General features: G+C 61.0%; 13 protein-coding genes and 1 pseudogene. 6 read left to right on the forward strand and 8 right to left on the reverse strand.

Features of this window, described 5'->3' with window-relative positions; translation table 11 throughout:
* Positions 1 to 1,775, reverse strand: a pseudogene (locus ON753_RS07650) (N-acetylglutaminylglutamine amidotransferase).
* Positions 1,776 to 1,867: 92 nt separating this feature from the next.
* Between ON753_RS07650 and ON753_RS26680 the strand changes: the two are divergent.
* A complete protein-coding gene (locus ON753_RS26680) occupies positions 1,868 to 2,194 on the forward strand; it encodes a MarR family winged helix-turn-helix transcriptional regulator (protein ID WP_323054798.1) in 327 nt (108 codons plus the stop codon).
* Positions 2,130 to 2,336 (forward strand): hypothetical protein, encoded by a 207-nt coding sequence (locus tag ON753_RS26685; protein WP_323054699.1) that lies wholly within the window; start codon positions 2,130 to 2,132, stop codon positions 2,334 to 2,336. Before ON753_RS26680 ends, ON753_RS26685 begins: the two co-directional genes overlap by 65 nt.
* A gap of 42 nt (positions 2,337 to 2,378) precedes the next feature.
* On the opposite strand, the gene ON753_RS07660 is transcribed toward ON753_RS26685, so the two are convergent.
* Complete coding sequence (locus ON753_RS07660) at positions 2,379 to 4,472, reverse strand: putative bifunctional diguanylate cyclase/phosphodiesterase (RefSeq protein WP_265961973.1); 2,094 nt, start codon at positions 4,470 to 4,472, stop codon at positions 2,379 to 2,381.
* Positions 4,473 to 4,962: 490 nt separating this feature from the next.
* On the opposite strand from ON753_RS07660, the gene ON753_RS07665 reads away from it, so the two are divergent.
* Together ON753_RS07665 and sfsA are read left to right on the forward strand one after the other, a co-directional pair.
* Complete coding sequence (locus ON753_RS07665) at positions 4,963 to 6,387, forward strand: TrkH family potassium uptake protein (RefSeq protein ID WP_265967092.1); 1,425 nt, start codon at positions 4,963 to 4,965, stop codon at positions 6,385 to 6,387.
* 45 nt (positions 6,388 to 6,432) lie between these two features.
* Complete coding sequence (sfsA, locus tag ON753_RS07670) at positions 6,433 to 7,137, forward strand: DNA/RNA nuclease SfsA (protein ID WP_265961975.1); 705 nt, start codon at positions 6,433 to 6,435, stop codon at positions 7,135 to 7,137.
* A 316-nt stretch (positions 7,138 to 7,453) separates the two neighbouring features.
* On the opposite strand, the gene ON753_RS07675 is transcribed toward sfsA, so the two are convergent.
* From ON753_RS07675 to ON753_RS07695, 5 genes are all read right to left on the reverse strand, one after another.
* Positions 7,454 to 8,248: a L,D-transpeptidase gene (locus ON753_RS07675; RefSeq protein WP_265961976.1), complete on the reverse strand. Its 795-nt coding sequence runs from the start codon at positions 8,246 to 8,248 to the stop codon at positions 7,454 to 7,456.
* 147 nt (positions 8,249 to 8,395) lie between these two features.
* Positions 8,396 to 8,905, reverse strand: coding sequence for a xanthine phosphoribosyltransferase (gene gpt / locus ON753_RS07680; RefSeq protein ID WP_265961977.1), 510 nt, complete (start codon positions 8,903 to 8,905; stop codon positions 8,396 to 8,398).
* A gap of 15 nt (positions 8,906 to 8,920) precedes the next feature.
* Positions 8,921 to 9,664, reverse strand: coding sequence for a competence/damage-inducible protein A (locus ON753_RS07685; protein ID WP_265961978.1), 744 nt, complete (start codon positions 9,662 to 9,664; stop codon positions 8,921 to 8,923).
* 76 nt (positions 9,665 to 9,740) lie between these two features.
* Entirely contained in the window at positions 9,741 to 10,943 is a 1,203-nt protein-coding gene (locus tag ON753_RS07690; protein ID WP_265961979.1) for an FAD-dependent monooxygenase, read from the reverse strand.
* Positions 10,944 to 10,958: 15 nt separating this feature from the next.
* Positions 10,959 to 11,204 carry a zinc-finger domain-containing protein gene (locus ON753_RS07695; RefSeq protein WP_265961980.1) on the reverse strand — a complete coding sequence of 82 codons (246 nt, stop codon included), beginning with the start codon at positions 11,202 to 11,204 and terminating at the stop codon, positions 10,959 to 10,961.
* A 230-nt stretch (positions 11,205 to 11,434) separates the two neighbouring features.
* Between ON753_RS07695 and ON753_RS07700 the strand changes: the two genes are divergently transcribed.
* Positions 11,435 to 12,190 carry an alpha/beta fold hydrolase gene (locus tag ON753_RS07700; RefSeq protein WP_265961981.1) on the forward strand — a complete coding sequence of 252 codons (756 nt, stop codon included), beginning with the start codon at positions 11,435 to 11,437 and terminating at the stop codon, positions 12,188 to 12,190.
* A gap of 44 nt (positions 12,191 to 12,234) precedes the next feature.
* Positions 12,235 to 13,119, forward strand: a complete 885-nt coding sequence (locus tag ON753_RS07705) for an alpha/beta fold hydrolase (RefSeq protein WP_265961982.1) — start codon at positions 12,235 to 12,237, stop codon at positions 13,117 to 13,119.
* A gap of 110 nt (positions 13,120 to 13,229) precedes the next feature.
* On the opposite strand, the gene ON753_RS07710 is transcribed toward ON753_RS07705, so the two are convergent.
* On the reverse strand, positions 13,230 to 14,042 hold the full coding sequence (locus ON753_RS07710) for an enoyl-CoA hydratase (RefSeq protein ID WP_265961983.1): 813 nt from the start codon (positions 14,040 to 14,042) through the stop codon (positions 13,230 to 13,232).
* Positions 14,043 to 14,118: the final 76 nt, after the last annotated feature.

The raw sequence follows: 14,118 nt of genomic DNA on the forward strand, positions 1-14,118 counted from the left end.
TCAGACCTCCTGTGCCTGCAGCCACATCTCAAGCAACGCAACCTGCCACAGTTCGGATCCACGCAACGGGGTGATATATTTCGTCGGGTCCGCGTAGAGCTTGTCCAGATAAGCGGTGTTGAACAGCCCGCGCTCCCTTGCGGCCTGGCTGCTCAGCGCATCGCGCACCATGTCCAGATAGTCGCCCTGGATGTATTTCAGCGCCGGGACCGGGAAATAGCCTTTCGGCCGATCGATCACCGCACTCGGGACTACCTTGCGGGCCGCTTCCTTCAAGACACCCTTGCCTTCCTGCGCGAGTTTGAATTCCGCGGGAATCCGTCCCGCCAGTTCCACGAGCTCATGGTCCAGAAACGGCACGCGCGCTTCGAGGCCCCAGGCCATCGAGTGATTGTCGACGCGTTTGACCGGATCATCCACCAGCATCACGTTGGTATCAAGGCGCAATGCCTTGTCGACGGGATCCTCCGCCCCCGGCCTTGCAAAATGGGCCTCCGCAAAGGCGAGACTCTCGTCCTTTTCGCAATGATAGGCGGGCGAGACCGCTTCCGCCATCTGCTCCTCGGTGCGGTCGAAAAAGGCAGACGCATAGTCCTGCAACGGCTTGTTCGAGCCAGTCAGCTTCGGATACCAGTGGTAGCCTGCGAAAACCTCGTCGGCACCCTGGCCGGATTGCACCACCTTGATGTGTCGCGAGACCTCCCTTGAAAGCAGATAGAAGCCGATGTTGTCGTAGGACACCATCGGTTCCGACATCGCCCTGATGGCTCCGGGAAGATTGTCCTGGAGCTCGGAGGAGGGAATGAAGATCTTGTGGTGATTGGTGCCGTAGTGCTCCGCGATCAGATCGGAATACTGAAACTCGTCGCCCTTTTCGCCATGGGCTTCCTCGAAGCCGATCGAGAAGGTCGCAAGGTCCCTCTGGCCCTCTTCGGCAAGCAGGCCGACGATCAGGCTGGAGTCGACACCGCCGGACAGCAGAACGCCGACGGGCACGTCCGCCACCATGCGCCGGCGAACCGACTTGCGCAGGCCCTCAAGCACCATGTCGCGCCACTCTTCCGCGCTGCGGGCCAGGTCTTCCGGTGTTTTGGCAAAGACAGGTTCCCAGTAGGTGAAGTCGCTGGAGCGGCCGTCGGCCTCGAAGGTGCGGACCGTTGCCGCGGGCAGCTTCCGGACGCCGTTGAGGATCGTCCTGGGCGCGGGAACCACCGCGTGCCAGCTCATGTAATGGTGCAGCGCGACCCGGTCGATCGACGTATCGATATTGCCTCCGGCCAGCAGGGCAGGCAGGGAGGAGGCAAAGGCCAGGCGGCCGCCGGCTTCGCTGTAATAGAGCGGCTTGATGCCGAACCGGTCGCGCGCCAGATGAAAGCGGCCGCTGTCGTGCTCGTGAATGGCGACGGCGAACATGCCGTGGAACCTGGAGAAGCAGTCTTTGCCCCATTCCGACCAAGCTTTCAGGATCACTTCGGTGTCGCTGGTTGAAAAAAGGAATAGCCCTTTTCGATCAGTTCGGCGCGCAATTCCTTGTAATTGTAAATGCAGCCGTTGAAGACCAGGGACAGCCCGAGGGCGGTGTCCGTCATGGGCTGCGCACCATGGTCGCTCAAATCAATGATTTTCAGGCGCCTGTGGCCAAAGGCTACCCGGCCGCGCTGGGTCACTCCCATACTGTCCGGGCCGCGGGCCTCCATGGCGTCGGTCATCCGGCTGATCCGGACAACATCGGCCTTGGTGCCATTGAAAACAACTTCGCCGCATATGCCGCACATATTGACAATTATCTCCGTTTCTTGAAAAGACGGTCACTATATAGAGCTCTAATGATTAGAGTTCAAATGAATGAGGTGCAATTATGGAGGCGATGGAGTCGTTGCAAGTGGTCAAGGCCATCCGGAAGATTGTAAGGGCCATTGATCTGCGTTCTCGGGAAGTCTCCCGGCTGACCGGCCTCACCATACCACAAATCGTTGTGTTGCAAGGAATTCGTGACCTGGGGCAGGTGACCACGAAAGCCCTGTCCGACAATGCCGATCTGAGTTCGGCGACCGTGGTAACCATCCTGGACAAACTGGAGGAAAAGGGTCTGATCGAGCGCTACCGGTCCGTGTCCGACAGGCGAGATCGTGCATGCCAGACTGACGGAGAAGGGGGCGACGGTTGCCTCAAACCTGCCCGGACTGCTACATGACGAATTCGAGAAGAAGTTCGCCAGCCTCGACAGCGGCGAGCGCAAGCAACTGGTTTCAGCGATCGAGCAGATCGCGGAAATGATGAATGCCCACAAGCTGGATGCCGTTCCGTTCCTCATGACCGGCAAATTCCCCGATTGAGAAATTCTGCCGTCAGTCGGTCGGCCATCGGTCTGACCCACCTCACGCACGCTTCTGTTCGATCTGTTTGTGCAGCGACGTCCGGATCTTGTGGAACTCGTCGAGGCAGTCCTCGATGTGTTCCGGCGAAACGGCGGGCGAGCAGAAATAGCCCTGGATGGCATCGCATTGATGCTCAGCCGACAGCACGTACTCTCCGGCGGTTTCGGCCCCTTCCGCTATGACGCGCAGGCCCAGGCTGCGCGCCAGCCCGACAATGGCCTCAAACAGTTGTTCCTTTTGCGGATGCCGGTCGGCCTCTGTCAGGAAGGCGCGGTCGATCTTCAGTTCCTGGAAGGGCAGGCTGTGCAGATAGCTCAGCGATGAATATCCCGAGCCGAAATCGTCGAGGGACAGCTGCACACCGATGTCCTGAAGCTCGGAAAGAATGTCGAGGACCAGTTGTTCGCTTGTGTCGAGAAAGACGTTCTCAGTCACTTCCAGACACAGCATGCGGGCAGGCAACCCATAGGTCGTCAGCATTTGCCGGACCATTGCGGCAAATCTGGGCTGGCGGAACTGCAGGGGCGAGACATTCACCGAAACGCGGTTGAAAGCAAAACCTGTTTGCCGCCATTTCGCGGCCTGTTTGCAAGCCTTTTCCAGCACATATTGCCCGAGTTCCAGGATAAGCCCGGTCTTCTCCGCAATCGGTATGAATTCGCCCGGCGGAATGAGCCCGCGTTCCACATGCGGCCAGCGAACCAGTGCTTCCAGGCCGATCAACCGGCCATCGGTGGGGCGGACCTGCGGCTGATAATGCAGTTTCAGCAAGCCGGTTTTCAGGGCCGAGCGCAACAGCGTTTCCATCAGCATTTCCGCTTGGACGCGTTCGTTGAGAGGCGCGGAGAAGAACACGTACCGGGAGCCTTTGCTCGTCTTGGCCGCGCGCAGTGCCAGTCCCGCAACCCGGTGAGCGTTTTCCGCATCGTGAGCGTCCTGGGGCAGGAGGGCGATGCCGATGCACGGCTCCACGCGTATTTCCGCTTCTTCCACCTGGAAAGGCGTCGACAGGATTTCTATCGCCTTTACCGCATAATCCTCGGCGAGCATCCCCTTGTTGTCCGACGGCAGCAGAATGCAGAAATCGTCGGCGGAAATGCGGGCGATCTTTGCGCGCGGTCCAAAGACGTTGGCAAGGCGGACATAGGCCTGGAGGAGGACGCGATTGCCGACCTGATGGCCGAACGTGTCATTGACCTTGGCGAAACCGTTGAAATCGATATGGATCAGGGAAGCACAGTTCGAACCGGTTTCTGCCTGCTTCAGCGTGTTGCTGAGATCCAGGAAATAGCGCGCGCGGTTGCCGGCCGTCGTGACGGGATCGGTGTAGGCGAGCTTGTGCAGCTTGTCCTGCAGGTCCGTTACCCGCTCCAGGCCGTGGGCGAGGTCGCCGATCTCGTCCTGCCGTTCGGTATAGGGAACGTTCTTGGGCTGCCTGCCGCCGGCAAGATCTTCGGCGGTCTCGGCGAGCTTGCGCAAGGGCAGCAGCTCGAAGCGCAGGAAAAGGCCCCCGATCAGGACGACACCTGTCAGGACCGATATCGCAACGGCTGCAATGCGGCCCCTGAGACGGTTCTCGGCGCGCGTCAGGTCGTCCAGCGGGCCGATGTCAACGGCGAAGGCACCGGCGACCTCGCCGTCGTCGGCGAGGATGGGCGCCAGATAGGCCGGTCGCGACCGGCCATCGACGGGAACGCGCCCTGTGAACGGTTTGCCTGCGATCAGGCTGGAGTAGGCCGGATGGCCCTCCTGAATTGACACGGCCGCCTGCGGACCGCCGTCCGGCCGTGTGAGGGTGCTGGCAAAACGGTTGAAAGATGCGGTTTCCGGCGACCATCTGAACAGATTGACAGATCCCTGATTTGCTCGGCCGATCGCCTCCGCCAGCCCGGTCAGTTCTTCACCCGCCAATGGATCGGCAGCGCCTGCGATGCGCATGGCAATCGGGCTCCCGGCATCGTCGAACTCAGCGCGCAAGGCCGAATCCGTACCCAATCCCAGGAGCGCAACGGCCGCCCTGGCAGCACGGTCGATCCGGATCGCGGCGTTTTCTTCACTGGCTCTGGAAAGCTCGAGGTAGCTCAGACCGGACACGAGTCCGATGCTGCAGAGCACCATGATAACCAGAATCAAACCGATCCGGAATGCAAGCGAGTGTAGACCTAGCCTGTGTATTGCACCAATCCCTAGCTAATTTCACGCATAAGACGTTCTCTGAACTATAGCACGTTAAAGTATTATTCTTTCACTATCAAAGTCTGAACAGAGCAACCGAATGTGCCGGAAAACAGCCATAGTGTTGTCTGGAAACGGCAATCTCGAACTTGAAGTACTGCCGGAAGTACAGGTTTCAGCGCCCCGAATCCGTATTATTGCCAGGGGGTGCCAGCCCCTCGTTCACGGGCCCGCTCGACATGCTTCTTGCCTGGAACGTTTCCTGGCCCATTGGAAAATGCCGCGAAAGGCGCTAGGAGGAGAGCTCATCTCGCTCCAAGCGGGCAATTTGCCAGTTCTGAATTTGGAGCCTGGGGTTTCGGACGGCGGTTTTCGGGAAGAACAGTACTTGATTTCTCTCAGACCAGTGTTGAACGTTCTCGGGTTTCTGTATGTCGGGCTCGCGACGGCCATGCTCATTCCGGCCATTGTCGACGTGGCGCAGAAAAATGCCGACTGGCAGGCATTCGTGTTCTCGGCCTTGTTGACGGGCATGGTGGGCATGCTGCTGTCGATTGCCGTCGGAGGGGCGCTCCAGGACGGACTGGACATCCGCCAGACATTCATCCTGACCACGCTGGCCTGGGCGACGCTGCCGGCATTCGGCGCCTTGCCGTTCCTGTGGCTGGGCATCGGCTATGCCGACGCCGTCTTTGAAGCGGTCTCGGGTTTCACGACCACGGGGGCTACCGTTCTGACGGGGCTCGATAGTCTTCCGCCAGGACTCCTGGTGTGGCGCTCCATCATGCAATGGATGGGCGGGGTCGGCATCATCGTCATGGCAATCGTGTTGCTCCCCTTTCTGAGGATCGGTGGAATGCAACTGTTCCAGAGCGAAAGTTCAGACCGGTCGGAGAAAATCGTAAGCCGTTCCGTGGAACTGATCCGTCTGATCGGGCTCGCCTATGTCTTCCTGACGGTTCTGTGCATTGCAGCGTATCTGGTGACAGGTGTCGAACTGTTCGATGCGTTCAATCATGCGTTGACCACGATCGCGACTGGTGGGTACTCGACGCATGACGTGTCGTTCGGCTACTTCAAGAACCCCGCGACCTCCTGGGTGGCAGTGGTCTTCATGATCGTCGGAGCCCTGCCCTTCGTTCTGATCGTGCAGGCCTTGCGCGGCCATCCGCTTCTGATGTGGCGCGATCCGCAGGTCAGGGCGCTGCTCGGCTTTCTGACGGTGGTGGCGCTGATGCTGACCGTCTACCTGGGCATCAACATGGACCTTCAGTTTGACGATGCCTTGCTCATGGCCACGTTCACAGTGGTTTCGATTACCACCGGGACCGGCTACGTGCTCGGGGATTTTGCCCAGTGGGGACCGCCCGTGGTCGGCATCACACTTTTGTTGATGTTCGTAGGCGGTTGCACCGGGTCGACGACCGGAGGCATCAAGATTTTCCGCTTTCTGGTATTCTTCGGAACCGTGCGTGCGCATCTGCGCCGGATGGTGCGGCCGCACCGGATCATGTCGGAAGAATATGGCAGCACCCGCCTGTCACCGGAACTTTCCTTCTCGGTTCTGGCGTTCCTGGTGGTCTATCTGGGCTCGGTGGGCGTTATCACCGTTGCCCTGTCTTTCTTCGATCTCGATCTCGTCACGGCCATTTCCGCGGCCGCGACGTCGGTCGGCAATGTCGGTCCCGGCCTCGGCCCGGTGATCGGACCCGCCGGTCACTTCGGGCCGTTGCCGGACGGGGCCAAGTGGCTGCTTTCCGCTGCCATGCTTGCCGGCCGTCTCGAGCTCTTCACCGTTCTGGTGCTTCTGGACCCGGATTTCTGGGCCAAGTAAATTCCCGGCGTTCGTCTGTACTGCTCACAAAGAGGGTAGGACCCCATGAAGTTTTCCGCTCCGCTGGTCAGCGGCCGTCTCGTCAAGCGTTACAAACGCTTTCTGGCCGATGTCATCCTCGATGACTGCGGCTCCGCCATCACGGCCCATTGCGCCAATCCGGGCTCCATGCTCGGCCTCAAGGAGGTGGGGGCGCGGGTCTGGCTGTCCGGGTCGGACAATCCCAAGCGCAAATTACAGTATTCCTGGGAAGTGGTGGAGGCGGACGGCGCTCTGGTCGGCATCAATACCGCGCATCCCAACAAGCTGGTGGAAGAGGCGTTGGCGGCGGGCCGGATCGAAGAGCTGTCCGGCTTCCAGTCTCTCAGGCGTGAGGTGAAATACGGCCGGAACTCACGCGTCGACATCCTGCTGGAAGGCGAGGACGGCGCGAAGACCTATGTCGAGGTGAAGAATGTCCACCTGATGCGCGAGGCCGGCCTTGCGGAGTTTCCCGACAGCGTCACGGCCAGAGGTGCCAAGCATCTCGCCGAACTGGCCGATATGGTGGCGGACGGCCACCGGGCGGTCATGGTGTTTCTGGTCCAACGCCCCGATTGCAGCAGTCTCAGTCTTGCTGCCGACCTCGACCCGGCCTATGCCGCCGCATTCGCGGCCGCCCGCGAGGCCGGCGTGGAGGCGTTCGCCATCGGCTGCGACGTCCGCCTGGACGGCATTGACGCGGTCAGGCGGGTGAGGATCGACGTCTAGGGTGCGGATCTATACCAACCGTCATTGATTATGACCCATCTGACCGAGTTTTCGGACCGTCCGGCGAGGAGCTCTTCGCAGGGCGATGCGGGGCATCGGCCAAGAAGTGCGACGACGCCCGGGCGTTTCGAAAACAGGGCCTTCGGTGGACCATATCGGCCCGCCGGACGTCGTTGCATCGCTTGCCCGACCGGACGGTCGAGCTGCGCGACGCGCCTCGCCGGCAAACCGATATGGTCCATCAGATGAGTCATAATCAATGACGGTTGGTATTACCGGTTTTCGGCGCCCAATCGGGCACCGCAACGGCGAGGCTTCAATAGACCACCGGTCCCGAATAGACCTGCGTATCCGAATAGACGTCAGGTCCATCAGGTCCACCAACTCCACCAGTTTCTCCAGGCCCTGAATAAACCTCCGGTCCGGCAGCAACGGCTTGCTGGTCCTGGATCACGACGATCGGCGTCCCCTCGGGAACCCGGTTGTAAAGGTCTATGACGTCCTGCTGGAGGAGTCGGACGCAGCCTGAAGACACGGCCTTGCCGATGGACCAGGTTTCTGACGTGCCGTGGACGCGGTAGAGCGTGTCCCGGTTGCCTTCATAGATGTAGAGCGCGCGGGCGCCGAGCGGGTTGTCCAGACCGGGATCCATGCCCCCGTCGCGGTATTTCTCGAGCTCGGGCTCCCGGTCGATCATTTCCCCCGGGGGGTGCCATCTGGGCCATTCCTGCTTGCTGGCGATATGGGCGCGTCCGCCCCATCCGAAGCCGGCACGGCCGATGCCGACGCCGTAGCGCATTGCCTTGCCGTTTTCCATGGTCAGGTAGAGGAACCTGTTCGGCGTATCGACGACAATCGTTCCGGCTGGCTCCGTTGAACTGTAGTCGACGTAGCGCCGGTAATAGACCGGGTCGATCTTGGTCAAGTCGACTGCGGGAATAGGAAAACGCTCTTCGGGCATTGCCCTGTACATGTAGAGGTATTCCGGCGGGATTCGATTGTTCGGGCCGGCGGCGGTACCGGGCAGCCGTTCGCCGGTCTGCCTGCTGGAAGCACAACCGGCGGCGAGGCTGGCCGCGGCGGAGGCAAGAAACAGTCGTCGGTTCAGCATTCCGTATCCCGTGTTCGATCACAAAGTCTTCGCGCAGACGAAACGACCGGTCAAACAGGGTCTGACCGGTCCTTTATAGCGTAAAGCCGAACATACTGGCGGAAAAGTGGCGGAGCTTTCACCTTCCGGTGATGGCCACGCGCAAACTTACCCGGCCGTATCCTTTGACAGCGGCGGCTGGAATTGCCAGCCCATGTCCCACGGGAAGTAGATCCAGGTGTCCTGGGAGACTTCCGTGATGAAGGTATCGACCATTGGAGCGCCCTGGGGCTTGGCGTAGACGGTTGCGAAATGGGCCTTGGGAAGCATCTCGCGCACGATCATCATCGTCTTTCCGGTGTCGACCAGATCGTCAATCACCAGTACGCCGCTGCCTTCGCCGGATTCCAGATCGATCACCTTCGGGTCGATCGGCTTGATCACCTTCAGTTCGCCCTGGTTGTCATAATCGTGATAGGACGCGATGCAGACCGTCTCGATTGTCCGGATCCCCAGCTCCCGCGCAACGATACCGGCGGGCACGAGGCCGCCCCGGGTGATGCAGACGATGGCTCTCCACTGGCCTTCGCTCGACAGGCGCCAGGCCAGCGCGCGGGAATCTCGGTGAAACATGTCCCAGGACACCGGGAATGCTTTGTTTTGGGCGGGGTTTTCCATATCTCGTCCTTCAGGTTATCCCAGGATGTCGGCAACCGCCTCGGCCACGTCCGCGGCCGCGGCTTTCAAGGCAGCCTCGTTCCGTGACCGGATAACGATCTGTGTGGTGAATTTTCCTTCCGAAGCACTCGGGTATGAACCGATCAGCGTCTCCGGATGAGCGTCCTGAATCGCGGAAAGCCGGTCCGCGATCCGGCTTTCCGGCATATCGGCGGCAACGGTTTCCGACAGCATTATCCGGCCGGTCGCCAGGGTGGGCGCGATGGCGTCCATCATGGCCTGCATGATGGCGGGAACGCCGGCCATGACATGCACGTTGCCGATCCTGAAACCCGGCGCCTTGGAGACCTTGTTTTCAATCAGGTCGGCGCCCTCGGGAATGCGCGCCATGCGTTGGCGCGCCGGTGTGAACTGGCCGGGAGCATAGTGGGTTTCCAACAGCGCGACCGCGCGTGGATCGAGGTTCAGCGGAACACCAAAGGCTGCCGCGATGCTTTCGGCGGTAATGTCGTCGTGGGTCGGCCCGATGCCGCCGGAGGTGAAGACGTAGGTATATCTGGCGCGCAGCGCGTTGACCGCATCTGCAATCTCGGTCCTGTCGTCCGGAACCACCCGGACCTCCCTGAGGTCGATACCGAGCGAGGTCAGGTAATCGGCCACGAAGCCGATATTCTTGTCCTTGGTGCGGCCGGACAGGATCTCGTCGCCAATGACCAGAAACGCAGCGGTTACAACATCATCTGCCTTCTCACCGGTCATCTTCAAGAACTCCCTGACACATGGATGGGGATTGGCTTTATCCCAGCTTTCTGCCGAGCTCAAGCGAAAGCCGGCATCATTGGTCCGCTGTCCAGCTGTAGATGCCGTCGAAGCGCGCCGTCATCCTTGCCGGTTTCGACAGGCGCAGAACCGTGTCGCGGGCCAACGCCGGAACTCCGGTATAATGGAAAACCCTGGCGTTGCGGAAGGCGATGGACTGAATGTGCGAGACACGCGGCTTCCGCGATCGCTCGAAGGCTCTGAGTGCGGCGGGTATGTTCTTCACGTCCCCGGGCAGGTGCCTCGCCAGAACGATGGCGTCTTCAATCGCCATGGCTGCTCCCTGGGCCATGTAGGGCAGCATTGCGTGGGCCGCGTCTCCCATGAGAGCTACGTGGCCATGGGTCCAGGGTCCCAACGCGTCGACGCTGCACAGCGCCCATTTCAGCCAGGTTTCAGGCAGCCTGAGCAGATTGCGCACATCGGAGGGCCAGTCCTTGAACCGGTGCAACAGGGCTTCCTTGTCCGCTTTTGCCGACCACGTCTCGTCCTGCCACGCCTCTTCCGCCAAAGCCACGACGTTGAGCTCGCGGTCGCCGCGAACCGGATAGTGGACAAGATGGGAATTGCTGTGCAGCCAAAGTCCCGAATCCCGGGTCCACCGCGGCGCTACCTTGTCGATCGGAATCGTTGCTCGGTAGGCAACCTGGCCGCTGAAATGGGCGTTCTGATGCCTGGGAACGATCTTGCGGGTCTTCGACCACACGCCATCGGCGCCGATGAGCGCCCGGCAGTGCAGGTTTCCCGTCTCGTTTTCGTCCTGGTAGATGCAGACAAGGTGTTCATAGGGGGACGGCGCAAGGTCGAGGACCTCCGCTCCAAGCCGGAGGGTGATGCCTGGCGTTTCGCGGACTTTGTCCAACAGAATGCGCTGCAGATCCGCGCGGTGAACCACCCAGAAGGGATATCCGTGGCGCTGCTCTATGAAGCTGCCGAGTTGCACGCGGCCCAGTTGGCGGCCCGATCTTCCCGACCAGATCCTCAAGGAATCCGGCGCGCAAACAACGGGCTTCAGGGCGTCGAGTACGCCGAGCCGGTCCAGGGCCGAGCAGGCATTGGGGGACAGCTGCAGGCCCGCGCCGACTTCCGAAAGCTGCCGGGCCCTGTCCATGAGCACGATCCGATGCCCCTGTTGCGCCAGGGCCAGGGCAGCGGCAAGGCCGCCAATGCCGGCCCCGGCGATGACGATCGGGTGCTGAACATCACCATCTTGGGTCATGAGACCGCTTTCGGGTCAAGCGGCGGCCGGTGTCCAGCTACAATCCCTCGGGGAGGACTCGTGCGCCTGCAGGGTTGGGTCAAACTTGTAGAGTGTGGAGCAATAGGGGCAGACCATCTCGTTGTCCGTGCCCATGTCCAGGAAGATGTGGGGATGGTCGAAGGGAGGATTGGCACCGATGCACATGAACTCGCGTGCGCCGATCGCCACGGAATCGTGTCCGCTCGAATTCTGAAAATGCGGGACAACATGATCCGCCATTGTCACATTCCTCTTTGATATTACGGAAGGGCCTTCGATTTCGTGCCCCGATAACAAATTTTTCCGACCATATCCATTTGTAAAACGAATGGGTAGGGGCATGGTCCTGCGATCCACCGCCGCATTGGTTGCCTGCGCTTTTTCAGCCAATTCGGCTTTGCCATCGATGTGCAAACCTCTTACTGTAGCCATAAAGAGGTTTTCCGTTTACGTAAGGGTCAGTTCTTCTTATGCCTGAATTTGAAGCCGATGGAGTGAGGATCGCCTACCTCGACGAAGGGGAGGGCGACCCGATCCTGCTTATTCATGGATTTGCGTCCAACAAGCAGGTGAACTGGATCTATCCCGGCTGGGTCGACCTTCTGGTGAAGGACGGTCGGCGCGTGATCGCCATCGACAACCGCGGACACGGCGACAGCCAGAAATTCCATGATCCGGCCGACTACGGAGCACCGGTCATGGCCGAGGATGCAAGGCGCGTTCTCGATCATCTCGGTATCGAGCGCGCCGATGTCATGGGCTATTCCATGGGCGCGCGCATATCGGCCTTCCTGACACTCAATCATCCGGACCGTGTCCGGCGGGCTGTGTTCAGCGGGCTAGGTTACGGTATGATCGAAGGCGTGGGCGATCCGGAGCCGATAGCCACCGCGCTCGAGGCCGAGCGCCTGCAGGACGTGAGCGACCGGAATGGACGTGCGTTCCGCGCCTTTGCCGAGCAGACCGGTTCGGATCGCCGGGCGCTGGCTGCCTGCATGCGCTCCTCGCGCCAGAAAATCAGCGAAGAGGATGTCGCCAGAATCGAGCGCCCGGTTCTGGTTGCCGTTGGAACCAGGGACGATATTGCCGGCTCGCCGCAGAAGCTCGCCGCGCTGATCCCCCATGCCGAGGTGCTGGAGATCCCGGGACGCGATCATATGCTGGCCGTCGGCGACAAGGTTCACAAACAGGGCGTTCTTGCTTTCCTGAACAACGTGGATGCCTGAAGGAACTGTGGGGCCGAAACAGGCGCCGGCATAGGGGAGAAGTCATGGGTCCAAAGCGTGTCGTCTTTCAAGGGGCCGAGAAGAACGGTCTTGTCGCCGACCGGTATGGAGAGGGCGGACAGCCGGTGGTCATGCTGCACGGCGGCGGCCAGACTCGGCATTCCTGGGACGCGGCCTCCGCGCGCATCGCGGAGCTCGGCCATCCGGTCTATTCGCTCGATCAGCGCGGCCATGGCGAGAGCGACTGGGTGGCGAGCGGCAATTACAGTTTTTTCGACTTTGCCAAGGATCTCGTCGCCGTCACCCGTCAGATCCAGGCTCTCCACCGTGCCAAACCGGTCGTCGTGGGAGCTTCGCTCGGCGGGTTTGCGGGCATGCTCGCCGAAGGACGGGAGAGCAACGGCGCACTGGCGGCGCTGGTGCTGGTGGATATCACGCCGCGGATCGACATGGGCGGCGTCAGCAAGATACTCGGCTTCATGGGGGACAGGGTCGATGAAGGCTTTGCGAGCGTCGAGGAGGCCGCCGACGCGATCGCGCGGTACCTGCCCAACCGGGCGCGCCCCAAGGACCTCTCCGGCCTTTCCAAGAACCTCAGGCTGCATGACGACGGCCGTTTCCGCTGGCATTGGGACCCTGCCTTCCTGAAAGCCAAACAGCATCAGGATCCGGGACAGGCGGTCTCTGTCCAGGATGAAATCCACGCGGCCGCCGGAAACCTGTCCCTGCCGGTACTGCTGGTGCGCGGCCAGAACTCGGAGCTGGTGTCGATGGAACATGTACGCGAGTTCCAGCAACAGGTCCCCCACGCGAGATTCACCGACATCCGCGACGCGGGCCACATGGTCGCTGGCGACAAGAACGATATCTTCGCCGCTGCCGTCGAGGATTTTCTGCTCGACCTGAAGGCCGATGCGGTGATTGCCTGAGTGAATAGCTGCGCTATTGCAGAGACTTGGCCGCATTTCCTGAAAAATCGATTCCGGTAGGGCCCTGGCCCGCTGGAAGAGAACGGATCTCGCAATCGTGTCTTTAAAGTTCAGCGTCCCTTGAACTCGGGAGCACGCTTTTCCAGGAAGGCCCTGTATCCCTCCCGGTAGTCTTCGCTGTCGATACAGGTCTGGGCGTTCTGCAGGGCGGCGCCAAGGTCGGTGGTACCGGTCGGCCGGGCCAGATGATCCAGTGCGTGTTTGGCGGCCTTGAGCGAGAGCGGAGCGTTCGAGCTGATCGTGGCACACAGGGCGGCGATGCGGCGGTCGAGTTCGCCCTCGGCCACGACTTCGTTGATCAGGCCGATCTGCAGGGCTTTGTCCGCGGAAACGCGCTCGGCGGTGAACAGCAGCTGTTTGGCGTCCGACAGGGAAACGGCTTCCAGAAGGTCGCTCAGCGCTTCGGGGGGATAGGCCAGTCCGAGCCTTGCTGCCGGTATTCCGAAGAACGCCGATTGGGCGGCGATCCTGATATCGCAGGCAAGGGCGAGCCCGAGCCCGCCGCCGAGGCACGGGCCCTCGATCGCCGCGATGACCGGAACGGAAAGCGCCTTCAAGGCCTTGAATGCGGCCACGTTGATGTCGTCGTAGCGTTTCGCCGCTTCAGGGGACGAGCGGATGGCCTCGAATTCGGAGATGTCCGCGCCCGCACAGAAGCTCTTGCCGCCCGCGCCCTTCACGACGCAGACGCGGATGTCCGGGTCCTGTTGCAGGCCGCTCAGAACCTCGGGAAATCGCTGCCAGGCAGCAAGGGGCAGGGCATTTTTCTTCTCGCGAGCGTTCAGGAGGAGCACGGCAACGGGCCCCTTGACGATCACCAGAGGATTGGCTGAATTCGCATCTTCCGGGCCTTCAGTCGGCATATCGGCTCCCAGGATGTGGCGTGCGTTGTTAAGTCGCTGGATTTTTTGGACTTCACGGTTCATAATGGTCGTTCAT

It is taken from the genome of Roseibium salinum, from assembly GCF_026240905.1.
Taxonomy (GTDB): Bacteria; Pseudomonadota; Alphaproteobacteria; order Rhizobiales; family Stappiaceae; genus Roseibium; species Roseibium salinum.

Excerpts from the sequence above, each read along its gene's own strand:
- ON753_RS07685 (WP_265961978.1), bottom strand. The coding sequence starts at position 9,664 with ATGACCGGTGAGAAGGCAGATGATGTTGTAACCGCTGCGTTTCTGGTC.
- gpt (WP_265961977.1), bottom strand. The coding sequence starts at position 8,905 with ATGGAAAACCCCGCCCAAAACAAAGCATTCCCGGTGTCCTGGGACATG.
- sfsA (WP_265961975.1), top strand. The coding sequence starts at position 6,433 with ATGAAGTTTTCCGCTCCGCTGGTCAGCGGCCGTCTCGTCAAGCGTTAC.
- ON753_RS07675 (WP_265961976.1), bottom strand. The coding sequence starts at position 8,248 with ATGCTGAACCGACGACTGTTTCTTGCCTCCGCCGCGGCCAGCCTCGCC.
- ON753_RS07700 (WP_265961981.1), top strand. The coding sequence starts at position 11,435 with ATGCCTGAATTTGAAGCCGATGGAGTGAGGATCGCCTACCTCGACGAA.
- ON753_RS07690 (WP_265961979.1), bottom strand. The coding sequence starts at position 10,943 with ATGACCCAAGATGGTGATGTTCAGCACCCGATCGTCATCGCCGGGGCC.
- ON753_RS07710 (WP_265961983.1), bottom strand. The coding sequence starts at position 14,042 with ATGCCGACTGAAGGCCCGGAAGATGCGAATTCAGCCAATCCTCTGGTG.
- ON753_RS26680 (WP_323054798.1), top strand. The coding sequence starts at position 1,868 with ATGGAGTCGTTGCAAGTGGTCAAGGCCATCCGGAAGATTGTAAGGGCC.
- ON753_RS07695 (WP_265961980.1), bottom strand. The coding sequence starts at position 11,204 with ATGGCGGATCATGTTGTCCCGCATTTTCAGAATTCGAGCGGACACGAT.
- ON753_RS07705 (WP_265961982.1), top strand. The coding sequence starts at position 12,235 with ATGGGTCCAAAGCGTGTCGTCTTTCAAGGGGCCGAGAAGAACGGTCTT.